At 74.1% G+C, this 15,651-nt stretch carries 14 protein-coding genes; 4 read left to right on the top strand and 10 right to left on the bottom strand.

Annotated elements, in window-relative coordinates; genetic code table 11:
- The first annotated feature begins 65 nt into the window (after nt 1-65).
- Complete coding sequence (locus HL189_RS13250) at nt 66-1,148, top strand: YihY/virulence factor BrkB family protein (protein WP_369134177.1); 1,083 nt, start codon at nt 66-68, stop codon at nt 1,146-1,148.
- A 47-nt stretch (nt 1,149-1,195) separates the two neighbouring features.
- Here the strand turns inward: HL189_RS13250 and HL189_RS13245 are convergent, their stop codons facing one another.
- The 4 genes from HL189_RS13245 to HL189_RS13230 form a co-directional block, all read right to left on the bottom strand.
- Entirely contained in the window at nt 1,196-1,426 is a 231-nt protein-coding gene (locus HL189_RS13245) for a DUF3039 domain-containing protein (RefSeq protein ID WP_222266165.1), read from the bottom strand.
- A 93-nt stretch (nt 1,427-1,519) separates the two neighbouring features.
- Nucleotides 1,520-1,864, bottom strand: a complete 345-nt coding sequence (locus tag HL189_RS13240; RefSeq protein WP_369134176.1) for a DUF3099 domain-containing protein — start codon at nt 1,862-1,864, stop codon at nt 1,520-1,522.
- Nucleotides 1,865-2,014: 150 nt separating this feature from the next.
- The gene (locus HL189_RS13235) at nt 2,015-2,611 is read right to left on the bottom strand and encodes an HhH-GPD-type base excision DNA repair protein (protein ID WP_369134175.1); all 597 of its coding nucleotides are present in this window, start codon (nt 2,609-2,611) and stop codon (nt 2,015-2,017) included.
- A 119-nt stretch (nt 2,612-2,730) separates the two neighbouring features.
- The gene (locus HL189_RS13230; RefSeq protein WP_369134174.1) at nt 2,731-5,127 is read right to left on the bottom strand and encodes a PEP/pyruvate-binding domain-containing protein; all 2,397 of its coding nucleotides are present in this window, start codon (nt 5,125-5,127) and stop codon (nt 2,731-2,733) included.
- 70 nt (nt 5,128-5,197) lie between these two features.
- Between HL189_RS13230 and HL189_RS13225 the strand changes: the two genes are divergently transcribed.
- Both HL189_RS13225 and HL189_RS13220 read left to right on the top strand, forming a co-directional pair.
- Nucleotides 5,198-5,773 (top strand): TetR/AcrR family transcriptional regulator, encoded by a 576-nt coding sequence (locus HL189_RS13225; protein WP_369134173.1) that lies wholly within the window; start codon nt 5,198-5,200, stop codon nt 5,771-5,773.
- A gap of 244 nt (nt 5,774-6,017) precedes the next feature.
- Nucleotides 6,018-6,662: a dihydrofolate reductase family protein gene (locus HL189_RS13220; RefSeq protein WP_369134172.1), complete on the top strand. Its 645-nt coding sequence runs from the start codon at nt 6,018-6,020 to the stop codon at nt 6,660-6,662.
- Between the two features lie 58 nt (nt 6,663-6,720).
- Here the strand turns inward: HL189_RS13220 and HL189_RS13215 are convergent, their stop codons facing one another.
- The 4 genes from HL189_RS13215 to HL189_RS13200 form a co-directional block, all read right to left on the bottom strand.
- A complete protein-coding gene (locus tag HL189_RS13215) occupies nt 6,721-8,562 on the bottom strand; it encodes a phosphoenolpyruvate carboxykinase (GTP) (RefSeq protein ID WP_369134171.1) in 1,842 nt (613 codons plus the stop codon).
- A 229-nt stretch (nt 8,563-8,791) separates the two neighbouring features.
- Nucleotides 8,792-10,210 (bottom strand): FAD-binding oxidoreductase, encoded by a 1,419-nt coding sequence (locus tag HL189_RS13210; RefSeq protein ID WP_369134170.1) that lies wholly within the window; start codon nt 10,208-10,210, stop codon nt 8,792-8,794.
- Nucleotides 10,211-10,225: 15 nt separating this feature from the next.
- Complete coding sequence (locus HL189_RS13205) at nt 10,226-10,945, bottom strand: Crp/Fnr family transcriptional regulator (RefSeq protein WP_369134169.1); 720 nt, start codon at nt 10,943-10,945, stop codon at nt 10,226-10,228.
- Between the two features lie 51 nt (nt 10,946-10,996).
- Nucleotides 10,997-12,331, bottom strand: a complete 1,335-nt coding sequence (locus HL189_RS13200; RefSeq protein WP_369134168.1) for an FAD-dependent oxidoreductase — start codon at nt 12,329-12,331, stop codon at nt 10,997-10,999.
- 151 nt (nt 12,332-12,482) lie between these two features.
- Between HL189_RS13200 and HL189_RS13195 the strand changes: the two genes are divergently transcribed.
- Entirely contained in the window at nt 12,483-12,959 is a 477-nt protein-coding gene (locus HL189_RS13195) for a carboxymuconolactone decarboxylase family protein (RefSeq protein WP_369134167.1), read from the top strand.
- Between the two features lie 24 nt (nt 12,960-12,983).
- Here HL189_RS13195 and HL189_RS13190 read toward each other — a convergent pair whose 3' ends face one another.
- Nucleotides 12,984-13,940 carry a pirin family protein gene (locus HL189_RS13190; protein WP_369134166.1) on the bottom strand — a complete coding sequence of 319 codons (957 nt, stop codon included), beginning with the start codon at nt 13,938-13,940 and terminating at the stop codon, nt 12,984-12,986.
- A gap of 17 nt (nt 13,941-13,957) precedes the next feature.
- On the bottom strand, nt 13,958-15,643 hold the full coding sequence (locus HL189_RS13185) for a LuxR C-terminal-related transcriptional regulator (protein ID WP_369134165.1): 1,686 nt from the start codon (nt 15,641-15,643) through the stop codon (nt 13,958-13,960).
- Nucleotides 15,644-15,651: the final 8 nt, after the last annotated feature.

Genomic DNA, 15,651 nt, shown 5'->3' with positions numbered 1-15,651 from the left:
CCCCAGCACGGGTGGGCACGGGTCGTCGCCCGACCGGCCGGGTGGGGGCCGTGCACACTTGGGCCGTGACCACCGCGTTCCCGTCCTCGTCCTCGGCTCCGGCCGGGGACCTGCGGGACCCGGTCGACCTCCCGGCCGACTCCGACGTGGGGGCGCCGGCGCGCCCGTCGGAGCCCGGACGGCCACCGCGGGTACGCCGTCTGCGGCGCCTGCCCCGACTCGTGCGGGTGCCGTTCCAGGTGCTCGGTCACAGCCTGGCCAAGGCATGGCAGGACCGGATCCTCGGGCTGTCGGCGGAGGCCGCGTTCTGGCAGGTGCTCTCCGTGCCCCCGCTGCTGATCGGGCTGCTCGGGTCGCTGGGCTACCTCGGCGACTGGATCGGCGCGGACACCGTGGCCCAGGTCGAGGACCAGCTCGTCCGGGCCTCGGCGCAGGCGCTGACCCCGGACGTCGTCGACACGTTGGTGCAGCCGACGCTGGAGGACATCCTCGGTTCGGGCCGGCTGGACGTCGTGAGCGTCGGTTTCCTGCTCTCGCTGTGGGCCGGCTCCTCGGCGACCGCGACCTTCGCCAACACGGTCGTCATCGCCTACGGCCAGCGCGACGTCCGCGGCCCGATCGCCATGCGGCTGATGGCGCTGTGGCTGTTCGTGGTGGGCCTGGTGGTCGCCGTCCTCACCCTGCCGCTGCTCGTGCTGGGCCGGGGCGTGCTGGTCGGGTTCCTCCCCGACCACTGGCGGGGCACCGCGACGTTGCTGATCAACGCCGTCTACTGGCCGCTGGTGCTCATCGGCCTGGTCCTCGTGCTGACGACCTTCTACCACGTGGTCCTGCCGCGCCGGGTTCCCTGGCACCGGCACCTGCCGGGGGCGGTGCTGGCCGTCGGCTTCTTCGTGATCGCCGCCCGCGTCCTGCGCGGCTACGTCGCGGACATCCTCACCACGGCACTGCCCTACGGGGCGCTGGCCGCACCGATCGCCGCGCTGCTGTTCTGCTTCCTGCTGGGCATGTCGATCCTGCTCGGCGCCGAGCTCAACGCGACCGTCGAGGCGCGCTGGCCGGCGCAGCGCCGCCGGCACGACCGGCGCCGGCAGCAGCGCCGGGCCGCGAAGATCGAGCTGGAGGCCCGCAAGCTCGGGCTCCGCTGAGCGCCGACCGCCGAGCCGGCCTGCCGGCCAGGCGAGTGGTCAGCTGCTCACTCCCTGCGGAGCTGCTCGTAGACCTCCTTGCAGGCCGGGCACACCGGGCTGCCCGGCTTCGGGCTCTTGGTCACCGGGAAGACCTCGCCGCACAGCGCCTCGACCATGGTCCCCATGACGGCGCTCTCGGCGATCTTGTTCTTCCGGACGTAGTGGAAGACCTCGTTGGCGTTGCCGGTGTCGGCGTCCCGGACGTCCGGGCGCTCGAGGATGTCGCTGCTGCTCACGCGCTGCCTCCTGGGTCGGGTGGGGACCGGGGATCCGGTCCGCTCGGAGCCGGCCACCATGATGACAGGGCGCAGGGCGCGCCCCGACCGGCGTCACATGTCGATGACGCGCCCGCTGCCGGGCCGGCTCTCCAGGATGCGGTCGGGAGCAGGAGGTCGGTACCGGTTCACGTCGAGCTTCTTCTTCGGCGGCCCGTCGTTGGCCTGGACCACCGCGACCCACGGCAGCACGGTCCCCAGGACCGCGAAGGTGATCATCAGCCAGACCGAGTACTGGTAGCTCACCGCGGCAGCGATCACGCTGAGCCCGCGGATCCCCATGGTGATCAGGTACCGACGGACGCGGGCGTCGTGCTGCTCGGTGCGGCTGGGCTCGGCGTCGGTGATGAGCACGGGCGCGCTGCGCGGATGCCGGCTGGCGGACTGGCTGGAGGCCACGGGTGTCCTTCCCTGGACCGGCCGGGGATGGCGGCGGTGGTCGGTGGAGGGCTCGGCCCCGGAGCCCCGGCTCCGCAGCCCATCGTGCCACTCGGTGGTGCACGATGCAGGTGCCCGCGGCAGCTCTCTCCCGGGCTCCTGCTCAGCTGGTCACGAGCCGGCGCGGGCGGCCCTGGCCTCCTTCGCCGCCTGCTTCACCGACTGCTTGAAGCTGCGCACCTCCGCCAGCGACTCCGGGCCGGTGATGTCGGCGACCGAGCGGCGGGAGCCCTCCTCGCCGTACTCCCCCGCCGCCTCCCGCCAGCCGGGCGGGGTGACCCCGACCTGCTTCCCGAGCAGGGCCAGGAAGATCTTGGCCTTCTGCGCGCCGAAGCCGGGCAGCTCGCCGAGGCGGCGGAGCAGGGTGCGACCGTCCGGGACGTCGGTCCACAGGGCCTCCGCCCGGCCGTCGTACCGCTCGACGAGGAGCCGGGCGAGCTCCTGGGTGCGGGTGGCCATCGAGCCCGGGTAGCGGTGCAGCGCCGGCGGGCCCTGGAAGTGGCGCAGCAGCAGCTCCGGGTCGTGCTCGGCGAGCTCCGCGGCCGACAGCGTGTCGACGCCGAGCCGCTGCGCCAGCAGCCGGGGTGCGCCGAAGGCGCGCTCCATCGGGAACTGCTGGTCCAGCAGCATGCCGATGAGCAGGGCCAGCGGGTCGCGGCCCAGCAGCTCGTCGGCGGCAGGGTCCTGGGCGATGCGGAGCTGCGGCACGCGGTGATCGTGCCTCATCCCCGGTCGACGTCAGTCACCCGGAGACCTCCGGATCGCGCGGGTCGGAGAAGGCGGGAGCGACGCCCCGAACCGCCGCTCGTCGGATCCCGGCCCACCGTTCACGCCGGTTGCTCGATGGTGACCGTCCCCGCCGCACCGTCGACGGTGATCACCTGACCGGTCCTGATCAACTCCGTGGCGCCCGGGACGCTGATCACCGCAGGCATGCCGTACTCGCGCGCCACGGTCGGCCCGTGCGCCATCACCGCGCCGGTCTCGGCGACGAGCCCGCCGGCGGTCAGGAACAGCGGTGTCCAGCCCGGGTCGGTCGTGGGTGCGACCAGGATCTCCCCCGGCTCGATCGTGGCGCTGGCGAGGTCGCGGACGACCCGGGCGCGGCCGCAGGCCTGACCGGCCGACGCACCGATGCCGGTGAGTGTGTGGTCATCGGCCGCCGGAGGCGGCAGCAACGTCTCCACGTCGGTGCCGTCGGAGAGCAGGGCGACCGGCACCGTTCGGCGCCTCAGCTCGCGCGCGTACTCGGATCGCCGTCCGGCGACCAGCTCGTGCAGGTCCTCGCCCAGCTCCACAGCCGCACGCAGCTCCGGGAGCGTGACGAACATGACGTCGTCCGGGCGCTCGACGAGCCCCCTCTCCTGGAGCTGGGTGCCCAGCAGCAGGAGGCGTCGGCGTCGGTCCCGCAACGGGTACAGCCCGGCGAACTTGCCCGCCTCGCGCAAGCCGCTCAGCTCGCGCGCCCGACGCAGGAAGAAGCCCGCGAGCCGACCGCGCACCGGCCGGGCGCGGCGCGCCCGCCGGGAGAGCTCGGCGACCATCGCCTCGGCCCGGGCCGCGGCGCGTTCGAACCGTCGGTCCGGCGCCTGCGCGGGATCCCCGACCCGCAGGTAGTTGGCGAGCATCGCGAACACCGGCGTCGGGTCCTCCGACCAGCGGGGCAGGCCGACATCGACCTCCCCGGCAGCCCGGACACCGTACGAGTCGAGGAAGGCGCGCAGGCCGAAGTCCGGCAGCTCTCCTGTCAGGTAGGCCTCGGCGAGTGCGTCCGGTGGCGTGTCCAGGAGCATCTCGCGATGGGGCGCCGCCTGCTGGGCCACCTGCCAGAGCGCCAGGTCCATCTCGATCGTGACGTTGTACGGCATGCCACCGAGCACGGTGCGCACCTCGTCGTCGGTCGCGATCCCCGCGAGCAGCGGCGGCAGCGCCGCGGAGACCACGAGTCCGCTGACGACGGGCCAGGTGATCGCGTCCAGGCCCGGGGTCGAGGCGGCGTTCTCCGCCACCAGGTCCACCAGGTCCGCGGGCGTGGACGGATCGGAGGCCGGCTGTTGCCGGAGGCGCTCGATCTCGCCGAGCACGCGCGCCCGCGCCGCGGCCGGTCGGGCCAACGCGCCCAGGATCCCGGTCACCGCCCGCAGGCCGGTCGTCAGCGCGGCGGTGTTGCGCCGCCGGCGGACCCTCTGCGGGGCGAACCGCGGATCGTCCAGCAGGTACTCGGTCACCGCCTGCGCGCGCGGACCGAAGTCCACGGCCATGAGCGTGACGAGCCGCTGCCGGGTCGACGGGTCGCGCATCGCGTCGGTGAGGTCACCGTAGAGCCGGCCGCCGATGTCGACGACCTCGACCGTGAGGCCCACTGCCGCGAGCATGCCCGCCAGCATCCCCTTCAACGTGGACATGCCCATCGGCGTGACCGGCCGGAGCATGCCCTGGACATGACCGAACTCGACGTAGAGCCGCGATCCTGGCTCGTCGCTCGCCGGAGGCGCCGGGAACAGCGTGGTGATCGGCCGCGATTGCAACAGCCACAACGTGCCGTCCCCGTCGTAGGCCCACTCCACGTCCTGCGGCACGCCGAACTGGTCCTGGAGCCGCTGGCCGACGTCCCGGAGCTCGGTGAGCCGGGCGGGGCTGAGGCAGCCGCGCTCCTCCGGCCCGTCGCCGTCGAGCACGTAGTGGTCGGCCGCCGTCGTCCCGTCCACGACCGCGGTGCCGGGTCCCGGCGCGGCGTCGATGACGGTCTCGCTCCGCGAGCCGGTGACCGGATTGGCGGTGAACAGGACCCCCGCCACCTCGGCGTCGATCATCCGCTGGACGACGACCGCCATGCGTACGGCGTCGTGCGGTACTCCGACGGCTTCCCGGTAGGCGCGTGCACGCTCGGCGTGCAGGGAATCCCAGCACGCGCGGATCGCCTCGAGCAGCTGCTCGGCGCCCGTCACCGCGAGGAACGTGTCCTGCTGACCGGCGAAGCTCGCATCCGGCATGTCCTCGGCGGTTGCGCTGGACCGGACCGCCACCGGTCCGCCGCCGAGCCGCTCGTACGCCGCGACCACGTCCGCCCGGGGCACCTCGCCACGGGCATGCGCCTCGGTCGTGACGCAGAAGCCCTCCGGCACGCGCTCCCCCGACCGGATCAGGCGGACCAGACCGGCGGCCTTCCCACCCACCAGGTCGCGTCGTTCCGCGCCGACCGCACTCAACCCGATCACGTGCACGGGGACCCCCTGTATCCGATACGACTGCAATGCCAGACATGACGATACAGGTGCAATGTAAAGTGTCCGCATGCCGCGCAAGGTCGACAGCCGAGAGCGTCGTGAGCAGCTCGCCGACGCGCTGATGCGCCTCGCGGGGGCGCGGGGCTTGGACGGCGTCAGCCTGCGGCAGGTGGCGGCCGAGGCGGGGGTGTCGACCGGGATGGTGCAGCACTACTTCCGCACCAAGGACGAGATGATGACGTTCGCCTTCGAGATGGTCACGGACCGGATCCGCACGAGGTCACAGAGCGCGACGGCGCCGGAGACACCGCGCGAGCTCGTCCGCGGTCTCCTGCTGGAGATCCTGCCGCTCGACGAACCGCGCCGCCTCGAGAACCACGTCGTGCTCGCCTTCCTCGCCTACGCCGCCGTGAAGCCCTCCATCGCCACGGGCTCGCGCAAGACCGCCGGGGGGATGCGCACGTTCGTCGCCGATCAGCTGCGAGCAGCTGGAACGGGCGGCGCCGACGCCGAACGCGCGGCGGCGGGGCTCCTCGCACTCGTCGACGGTCTGGGCCTGCAGCTGCTGTTGCGGCGCTGCTCCGAGGAGGACGCGATCGCGACCCTCGACCACCATCTCGCGTCGCTCTTCGGCCGACCGTAGGGGTGCACCCGCGAGCCCGTCGATCCCGCCGCCGATCGTCAGCGCGGTCGCGGCGCATCCATGCCGCCACCGCGTGGCCGGCAGCACGGCCTCGTCCTGGGTCCGACCGGCATGGCGGTTCAGCAGCTCGTCGGCGTCGGCGTCCGATGCGGGGGTCGGCGCCCGGGCGATCCTGCTGCACCCGCGATGAGTTCCCTGACCTGCAGCGGTCGGACTGTCATCGGACACTGACGAAGGGAGCCACGTGAACCAGCTGCTGAGGGTCCAGAACTTCACCGTCTCGAGGGACGGGTTCGGAGCGGGTGAGCACCAGAGCCTGGAGAGGCCGTTCGGCCATGCAGACCCCGGGCAGCTCTTCGCCTGGGCGGGCGCCACGGCGAGCTGGCCCAACCGGACCGATCCCGGCGGCAGCCGCGGGATCGACGACTACTTCACCCGGGACTTCGCCCACAACATCGGCGCCGAGATCATGGGCCGCAACAAGTTCGGTCCCCAGCGCGGCCCCTGGGAGGACCACGAGTGGCAAGGGTGGTGGGGTGCCGAGCCGCCGTTCCACACCCCGGTGTTCGTGATGACCCACCACCCGCGCCCGTCGTTCACGCTCGCCGACACCACGTTCCACTTCGTCGACGCCGACCCGGCCACGGTCCTCGACCAGGCGCGGGACGCGGCCCGGGGCCGGGACGTCCGGCTCGGTGGCGGAGCCACCGTCATCCGCGAGTTCCTCGACGCCGACCTGGTCGACACCCTGCACGTGGCGGTCTCACCGGTCGAGATCGGCTCGGGCGTACGCCTCTGGACCTCACCCGACGAGCTGCTCGACCGCTTCCACCTCGACGTCGTGCCCAGCCCGAGCGGCGTGACGCACCACCTGTTCTGGCGCAGGTGACCCACGCCGGCGGCGCCGCCGGCCCGTCGTCTGCGACGGGCCGGCGGCGCACCCACGGTCAGGCCTCGGCGTCGAGCGCGGCGGCGACCCGGCGGTGCGCCTCCCAGATCTCCTCCGGCAGGTCAGCGAAGGCCGACAGGTGCTCCTCGCGGTGGGCCATCTCCTGCCGCCAGCGCTCGGTGTCGATGGTGAGCAGCCGCTCGAGGTCGCCGGGCGGCAGGTCCATGCCGCGCAGGTCCAGCTCCTCCTCGGTGGGCACGATGCCGACCGGCGTGGGGCGTCCGGTCACCTCGCCGTCCTTGAGCCGGGCCAGCCAGAGCAGGGCCCGCAGGTTGTCGCGGTAGCCCGGCCACAGGAAGTGGCCGTCCTCCGGGTCCCGCTGGAACCAGTTGACGTGCGCGAAGACCGGCCGCTCGGTCGCCGCGCCGATGACCTTCAGCCAGTGGGCGGCGTAGGCACCCTCGGGGTAGGACATGAACGGCCGCATCGACATCGGGTCGTAGCGCAGCACGCCCTCGGTGCCCTCGGCGGCGAAGGTGGCCTCCGCGCCCAGGGTCAAGCCGTCGTAGACGCCCTCGGCGAGGTCGGTGATGGCGCGGACGAGCGGCTCCCGGTCACGGGTGCGGCCGCCGAAGATGATCGCGTCGACCGGCACGCCGCGGGGGTTCTCGTAGTCGGCCGCGATGTTCGGGATCCGCGCCAGCGTGGTGGTGAACCGGCTGTTCGGGTGCGCCCAGGGGGCGTTCCGCTCGGCGTCCGGCCGCTCCGCGATCAGCTCGCCCTTCCAGTCCCGCCAGCCCGTGACGTCGGCCGGCGGCTCCGGGGTCTTGCCTTCCCACCAGACCTCGGCGGTGTCGTCGTTGTAGGCGACGTTGGTGAAGATCGCGCCGGTGCCCTCCGCGATGGCCGCGACCGCGGTCGGGTTGGTCTGCTCGTTGGTGTCCTTGGCGACGCCGAAGACGCCGAACTCCGGGTTGATCGCGTAGACCCGGCCGTCCTCCGGGTCGACCCGCAGCCAGGCGATGTCGTCGCCGTAGAAGTCGACGCGGTAGCGGTCGCCGAGGACGTCGGGGGCCAGCGTCATCGCCAGGTTGGTCTTGCCCGACGCGCTCGGCATGCCGCCGCAGACGTGGTACGTGCGGCCGGTCTGCTTGTCGGTGATCCCGAGCAGCAGGAACTGCTCCGCCAGGAACTCCCCGGAGGCCCAGCCGTCGTAGGCGGCCTGGCGCAGACCGTGGGCGATCTTGCCCAGCAGCGCGTTGCCGCCGTAGGAGGAGCCGTAGTGCAGGATCGTCCGCTCGTCGGCGACGGTGACGAAGTAGCGCTGGTCGTCCGGCGTCCCCTGGCCGAGGTTCTCCAGGTCGCCGGTGACGTGGACGGCGCGGACGAAGCTGTTCTGGTCGGCCAGCTCGTTGACGTACTTCACCGCGACGCGGGCCATGCGGATCATGTGCAGCACGACCGGCCGCGCGTCGGTGACCTCGACACCGGCTGCGTACGCCTCGAGCGGCGAGCCGGGCGGCGCCATCAGGTACGGGACGACGTACATGGTCTTGCCCGCCGAGGCGCCGCGCATGCGCTCCTCGAGCAGGGCCTTCATCTCCGCCGCGGGACGCCAGTTGTTGTAGACACCGGCGTCGGCGGGGTCGTTGGTGGCGACGATGGTGCGCTCCTCGGACCGGGCGGTGTCCTTGACGTAGCTGCGCGAGTAGTAGCGCCCCTCGCCCGCGGGGAGGAGCTCGCCGGCCTCCACCGCCTCGCGGAGGAGTCGCGCGTCGTCCTCGGCGTTGATCACCTCGATCCGCTCGGCACCGGTCAGCTCGGCCCAGTGCCGGACGTAGTCCCGGACATGAGTGTTGTTCAGTCCCGCTTCGTCGAGCGCGGAATCAACGTCGATCACAGCTCACCCTTTCGTTCGGCACGGCTGCTGACAGGACGGCGGTCGGAGTGACCACGATGACCGTGCCGGTCGAACTGGTCCAGTTGGGGCCGGGGCTCGGAGCGTGGCAGCAGCGGTGACGTGCATGGTGGCCTGCGCGACGGTCCCGGGGAAGGAGGCGACCACCCCGGTCCTGCTCGGCCGGTGGCGCGCCCGGTGCCCGAGGCGGGCGGCAGCCGCCGTCCGCACGTCAGTCCGGCGGGATGTTCTGGTTGAGCCGGAACACGTTGGCGGGGTCGTACCTGCGCTTCAGCGCGCGCAGCCGTTCGTGCTTCGCGGGGCCGTACGCCTGGCGGACGCGCTCGTCCCCCTCCTCCATGAGGAAGTTGACGTAGACGCCCGTGTGGAACGGGGCGAGCGCCGACCAGTAGTCCCGCGCCCACTGCCGCTGCTCCTCGAACCCGTCCGCGGTCGGCGTGTTGCCGTTGATGTTGAACGTGAACCCGGCGTCGCGGCCGGTGAAGGCTGTCTCGTCCTCCCCTACCCGCGCCACCGCGCCCCCCATCTGCCAGAGCGCGATGCTGCTCAGCGGCGAGCTGATCCGCCGGCCGTGCTCCACCACGACGTCGATGACGTCGTCGCTCAGCCCGGCGACGTCGCAGGAGCGGACGTGGTACCAGCAGCCGTGCCGGAACGACGGGTCGAACATCTGCTGGTGGACCGTGAACGGCTTGGCCGCGAACAGGTCGAGCACCGGCGCGCCGAGGTGGCGCATCGGCCGCAACACCCGCTCGCCCTCGTCGACGTCCCCGGCGTAGCAGGCGACCAGCGCGATCACCGGCTGACCGACCAGCTCGGCCGGGACCGCGGGCAGCGGTGGGGCCAGCCGCTGCACGAGCAGGGTCATCAGCTCGTCGGGGCAGCCGGCGATCCAGTCGCGGTAGCGGCGCAGCACGGACGCCGCCTGGGCGATCGGCCAGAACGTCGCGCCGGCCATGACCTGCGGCCCCAGCGGCACGAGCCGGAACCGGAGGTCGGTGACGATCCCGAAGTTGCCGCCACCCCCGCGCAGCCCCCAGAACAGGTCGGCGTTCTCGTCCTCCGCGGCGCGCACGACGTCGCCGCCGGCGGTCACCACGTCGGCCGACACCAGCGAGTCGACCGTGAGGCCGTGCTTGCGCTGGAGCCAGCCGATCCCGCCGCCGAGGGTCAGGCCGGTGAGCCCGGTGTGGGAGACGATGCCGGCCGGCACCGCCAGCCCGTGCCGCTGGGTCACCGCGTCGAGCTCCCCGAGCAGCACCCCGGCCTGGACGCCGGACGTGCGGGCGTCGGGGTCGACGCGGATGCCGTCCATCAGCCGCAGGTCGATGAGCAGGCCGTCGTCGCAGGTCGACAGCCCGGGGAAACTGTGGCCGCCGCTCCGGACGGCGATCGGCAGCCGCTGCTCGCGGCCGAGACGGAGGGCGGCGCGGACGTCGTCCACCCCCCGGCACCGGGCGATGAGCGCCGGATGCCGGTCGATCGAGCCGTTCCAGACGCGGCGGTGCGCGTCGTAGCCGTCGTCCGCCGGGCCGATCACCTCCCCGGTGAGGACGCGGCGCAGGCCGGCGACCGCGGTCTCCTCGAGCCGGCGCGGAGCCTCGGCCTCTGCAGTCCTCGTCGTACCCATGCGGGCAGGCTCCGCTCACGGGGGTGGTCTGTCAGGGACCCAGGTTCCACCCTGCTCCCGGCTGAGCCGGATCGGGTCGAGGACGTCGATGTGGTCGGCGTGGGTGCGGACCACGCCGGCCTCGCGCAGGTCGCGGAGCACCCGCACGACGACCTCGCGCACGGTGCCGGCGGACTCGGCGAGCTGCCGCTGGGTGACCTGCACCGTGGGCACCGGCTGCGCTCCCCCGGTGACACGTGCCTCCTGTGCCGCCAGGTCCAGCAGGTGGCGGGCGACCCGCTGGCGGACGCTCGTGAACGCGCTCCCGGTGATCTCGTGGATGAAGCCCAGGGCACGGTCGGCCAGCTCCCGCAGGAGGGCGTCGGCCACCCGGGGGTCCTCGGCGACGGCGCGGCGTACCACGTCCGGGGACATCCGCAGCACATCGGCGTCGACCACCGCCTGGATGCCGGCGGGCATGTGGAAACCGGTCGCGTACATGGACACCGCCCCGATCAGCGCCCCCCGCCGGCAGTAGCGCACGGTCAGCGTGCGGCCGTCCGGCGCGGTCACGAAGGCCCGCACCAGACCGTCGACGACGAGCTCCAGGTGCTCGGCCGTCTCGCCCTCCCGATGGGTGACCGAGCCGGCCGGGATCCGGACCAGCCGGGCCCCGGTGAGCAGCCGCTGGGTCGCCGGAACGGGCAGCCGGGCGAGGCTCGACTCGGCCAGTGCGGCTCGGACGCCGTCGTCCACCGGGTCACCGTAGGGGCCGCGCTCCGCCACCGGGAGCGGCTCGATCCCGGGTCACGGCCACCCCGGCGCGGCGGCTCGGACGAGGTCGACGAGCTCGTCGCGGCTGGGGCCGGGACTGTGCGGAGGGCGCCAGCCGGACTCGTAGACGGCGCGGGCGAGGGGCTCGACCGGGTCCAGGCTGGAGGGCGGTTCCACCATGCCCAGGTAGCCGGCGCCGGCCTGGGCGATCCGGGGGTCCACCTGGCCCGCGGACAGGATCAGGTCCGAGGGCAGCCGCCGGGTGAGGTCGACGTCGCCGCCCTGCCAGCGGCGGACCTGGTCTCCGTCCACCTGGATGTGGTCACGGACCCACGGCACCATGGTCTCCTCGCACCAGGCGTCGAACGGCTCCCCTAGCAGCGCCGGGTCGACCTCGGCGTCCAGGAGCGCCAGCAGCCGTTGCACCTGCAGGAACGTCATGGCCAGGCCACGACCGGACGTCGGGGTGGTGGTCGCCACCGCATCGCCGACGCTCACCAGCCCGGGCAGCCCGGATCCGCTGCCGATCCCCCGCTGCCCCCGGTACACGTTGTGCAGCGCGCCACCGGGGAGCACCCGGGTCACCGGCCGGGCTCGCCCCGGGTCGGTCCACTCGGCCAGCCCGGGGATGGCGGCGCACGCAGCGTCGAACGCGGCCGCGGAACGGAGTTCCTTCAGCGGCGCGTCCGCGGTCGGCCGGACCAGCACGACCGAGAAGTGGCCCCGCTCGTGCAGGAAGACGACGGCCGCGTACCCGTCGAAGTCGGCCTGCCAGGCCAGTGGGTTGGTCATCGGTCCGGGTTCGGCGCCGTCCCGCAGCTGGTACTGCCGGTCGACGTAGGCCATCCCGCAGGGACCGCCCTCGCTCGCCGGGGCGCGCACGCCGTCGGCCGCCCTCCCCGACCGGCCGGAGGCGTCGACCACGAGATCGGCCTCGAGCGGGTGGCCGTCGACGACGATCCCGCGGGCGCGGCCACCCGAGGCCAGCACGCGGTCGACGTGCCCCTGCCTGACCGACAGGCCCGCCACGCCGCCGGCCGTCGTCCGCAGCGCCCGTTCGAAGGTGTCCCGCCGGGACCGGTGGCCACCGGGCACCGGCCCGAACCCGGGGACGTCGAAGGTGATCGGTTCCGCTCCGAGCGCCATCCACGCCGCGAACGCCGCCGGCCACTCCTCCTGCAGCACCTGCGCGACCTGCGGCCGGAAGCCGTGCGCGTGGTGGAACTGCATCACCCCGCGCCGCGCCCAGACGCCCCGGGGTGGTGGACCGGCGTCGCGCTCCACCGCGACGACCTCGTGACCGCGGCCCGCGAGGGCAGTACCGACCAGCAGACCGGCCGGGCCGGCTCCCACGACGGCGACCCGCATGACTGCCCCCTCCGGCACCGCGCAGCGCAGCGATGGTCCCACCTCCGGGGCGCTGGACCGCCCGGCTGCGGCACCGGCTCGTGCCTGCTCCGTCGACGTCCGAGCTGCCCCACTGCTGGACCGGGAGGAAGGTGGACGCCATGGAGTCCTCGTGAGCCTGTCACCGGAGTACGACCGGCTGTTCATCGACAAGCAGAGCCCGGACGTCTACCGGTCGATGTCGGCGGTGGCCGGGGAGGTGACCGCCACGGCGGAGGCCGCGGGTCTGGACCGGCTGCTCGTCGAGCTGGTCAACATCCGGATCTCCCAGCTCAACGGCTGCGGCTTCTGCCTCGACCTGCACGTCCGCATCGCGCTGAAGAACGGGGAGACCCCGCAGCGCCTCGCCGTGCTGCCCGCCTGGCGGGACGTCGACCTGTTCTCCGCGACCGAGCAGGCCGCCCTGGCCCTCGCCGAGACCCTCACCACGCTGCCGGACCACCACGCGCGGGAACGTGAGCGCGTCCGCGCCCGGAAGGCCCTGACCGACGACCAGTTCTCCGCGGTCAGCTGGCTCGCCATCACGATGAACGCCTTCAACCGCGTCTCGATCATCAGCGGGCACCCGGTCCGCCCGAGGCCGGCCTGATCGGGACCGGACGGCGCCCGGCGGTCAGCCGACCGTGCGCCCGTGCCGGTCCCGCGCCTTGAGGCGGACCGTCGGCAGCGCGGGAGCGGGGAGCGGCTCCGCGCTGCAGCCGCTGACCTGACCGAACCGCCGTCCGGTCATCCAGTCCTCCCGCGCCTGCACGATGTCCTCGTGGGACCGCCCGACGAAGTTCCACCACATCACCAGGTCCTCCTCGAACGGTTCCCCGCCGAGCAGCACCACCCGTGCCTCGCCCCGGGCCTCGACCCTCAGCTCCGACCGGCCCGGCGCCAGGTACAGCAGCGATCCCGGCCTCACCGTCGCGTCGCCGACGTCCACGGTGCCGGACATCGTCAGGACACCGTGCTCGAACGTCGGCTCCACGGCCAGCCGGTGCGAGCCCGGCCCCGGGACCACCATCTCGACCGCGACCAGCGGCGTGTGCACGCCGGCCGGTGACTCCGTGGACCCGAACCGCCCGGCGAGGACGGTGAGCGTCGCGTCGCCGTCGCGCACGACCGGGAGCTCGGCGTGGTGCTCGAAACGGGGTTCGCCGGACCGCTCCTCCTCCGGCAGCGCCCCCCACAGCTGGAGCCCGTGCAGGCCCGCCGGGTGGTCCGCCGGGGACATCTCGGAGTGCGAGATGCCGTGCCCCGAGCTCATGAGGTTGAGCTGCCCCGGCCGGATCGGCTGGTCGCTGCCCAGGCTGTCGCGGTGCACGATCTCGCCGTCCACCAGCCAGGTGACGGTCTGCAGCCCGGTGTGCGGGTGCGGCGGGACCTGCATGCCGGGGCGACCGGTCACGTCCTCGGGGCCGAAGTGGTCCACGAAGCACCACGCCCCGACCATCCGGCGCTGCCGCTGCGGCAGCAGCCGGCGGACGGTGGTGTAGCGCCCCAGCGGCACGTCGTGGCCGGGGAGCAGCACGCTCTCGGGTTCGGGCGCCGTCGCGACCGTGCCGCCGTACAGCTGGTCCTCCATCGAACCCCCGCCTTCCCTCATCGGGCAGTGTGCCGCACGGCGGGCCGCGGCGGACCGCGGTCCGCCGTCGCGGGTCCGGCCAGCTCCCGCGCGTGCAGGGCGGCGGCCTCGGCGCGGCTGCGCACGCCCAGCTTGGCCAGCACGCTGCTGACGTGGTGGGCCGCGGTCTTCCGGCTGATGAACAACCGGGCGGCGATCTCCGGGTTGGACAAGCCGGCGGCGACCAGGCCGAGCACCTCCCGCTCGCGTGCGGTGAGGACGTCGGCGGGGTGTGCCACCGGCCGCGGGCGGGCACCCAGGCTGCGCAGCAGCGCCGCCGCCGCGTCCGCCAGCGACCGGGCACCCAGCCGGTCGAACACCGCCAGGGCGGCGCGGGCGTCCTCCTCGGCCAGCGGCCCGGCCGTCGGTGCCTCGACGCGTGCCCGGGCCAGGAGGACGCAGCCGGCCTCGAACGGCAGCTCCAGCTGCCGCAGCAGCCGCAGGGCGGCGGTGAAGCAGCCCACCGCCCGATCCGGGGCGCCCCGGGCGGCGGCGACGTGCCCGGAGGCGGTGTCCGCCCGGGCCGCGGCGAGCCCGCCCGGGTGCCGGGCCCCCAGCCGGGTCAGCCGCTCGAGTGCCGGGGCCGCCGCGTCCGGCCCGGCGACCGCGAGCTGCGCCTCGACCAGCCGGGCGAGCACGGCCGACTCCCCCGCCGCCGACCCGCCGGCGTCGAGGGCGGCCTGCAACCGGACGACGGCCGCGGCCGGCTCACCGCGGGCGAGGAGCAGCTCCGCGTCGAGCAGCGCGTCGTCGCAGTCCCCGGCCAGGGCCGCGGCCTCCTCCAGCCGGCCCTGGCGGAGCCGCAGCGAGGCCAGCCGGGACAGCACCAGCACGCGCGGCACCGGCCCGGCGCCCCCGGCCATCGCCAGCGCCGCGGCGAGCTCCTGCTCCGCGTCGGCCCAGCGGCCCGTGGCGACCAGGAGACCGCCGTGGTGGGCGCGGCACGTGGCGTACAGGAACGGGCAGCCGTACCGGGCGGAGAAGTCGTCGACCACCGCCAGCCACTGCGCCGCCCGGCGGACGTCGCCCGTCTCCTCGCATGCCTCGAGCATCGTGCACGCCGCCCAGACCACCGTCTGCAGGCGGCGGCACTCCCCGCCCAGGGCGCCCGCCAGCGCCTGGTCGATGAGCCGGAGCCCCTCGGCCGCCCGGCCGGCGTGCACCCACCGGCCGCCGAGGTCCGACAGCGCGGACAGCTCCAGGTCGGCGTCCCCGGTCCGCCGGCCCTGGTCGAGCGCCCGCCGGATCAGCGCGCAGGCCAGGTCGTCGTCGGCGGACAGGTAGGCCTCGACCAGCCCGAACCAGCCCTCCTGCTCCGGGGGAACGCTGTCGGCGAACACGCTGCGCGCGCGGCCGAGCCAGCCGGACGCGACCGCCGCGTTGCCGAACTGGACCAGGTGGCCCACGCAGGCGTCCATCGCCGCTGAGGCGGCGCCCGCGGGGTCCCCGGCCCGGCGGAACGCGACGTAGGCCCGTTCCCGGCACTCGAGGGAGGCCCGCGGCTCACCCAGCCACCACAGCGCCTCGGCCAGCCCGGCCCAGACCTCGGGCGGGCCGGCCCGCGGGTCCCCGGCGGCGAGCAGCGACTCGAACGCGGCCCGGGCCTCCGCCCACCGCCCCGCCTCGAGCGCCGCCGTCCCGACGGCCACCTGCCCGCCCGGCACCGGGTCAG

Origin of the sequence: Modestobacter sp. I12A-02662, assembly GCF_041028325.1 — a bacterium.
Taxonomy (GTDB): domain Bacteria; phylum Actinomycetota; class Actinomycetes; order Mycobacteriales; family Geodermatophilaceae; genus Modestobacter.
This window is presented reverse-complemented; position numbering and strand designations above follow the sequence as displayed.

Bases quoted from the DNA above. Each gene is read 5' to 3' on its own strand.
- HL189_RS13225 (WP_369134173.1), top strand. From the start codon at position 5,198: ATGCCGCGCAAGGTCGACAGCCGAGAGCGTCGTGAGCAGCTCGCCGAC.
- HL189_RS13210 (WP_369134170.1), bottom strand. From the start codon at position 10,210: ATGGGTACGACGAGGACTGCAGAGGCCGAGGCTCCGCGCCGGCTCGAG.
- HL189_RS13200 (WP_369134168.1), bottom strand. From the start codon at position 12,331: ATGCGGGTCGCCGTCGTGGGAGCCGGCCCGGCCGGTCTGCTGGTCGGT.
- HL189_RS13190 (WP_369134166.1), bottom strand. From the start codon at position 13,940: ATGGAGGACCAGCTGTACGGCGGCACGGTCGCGACGGCGCCCGAACCC.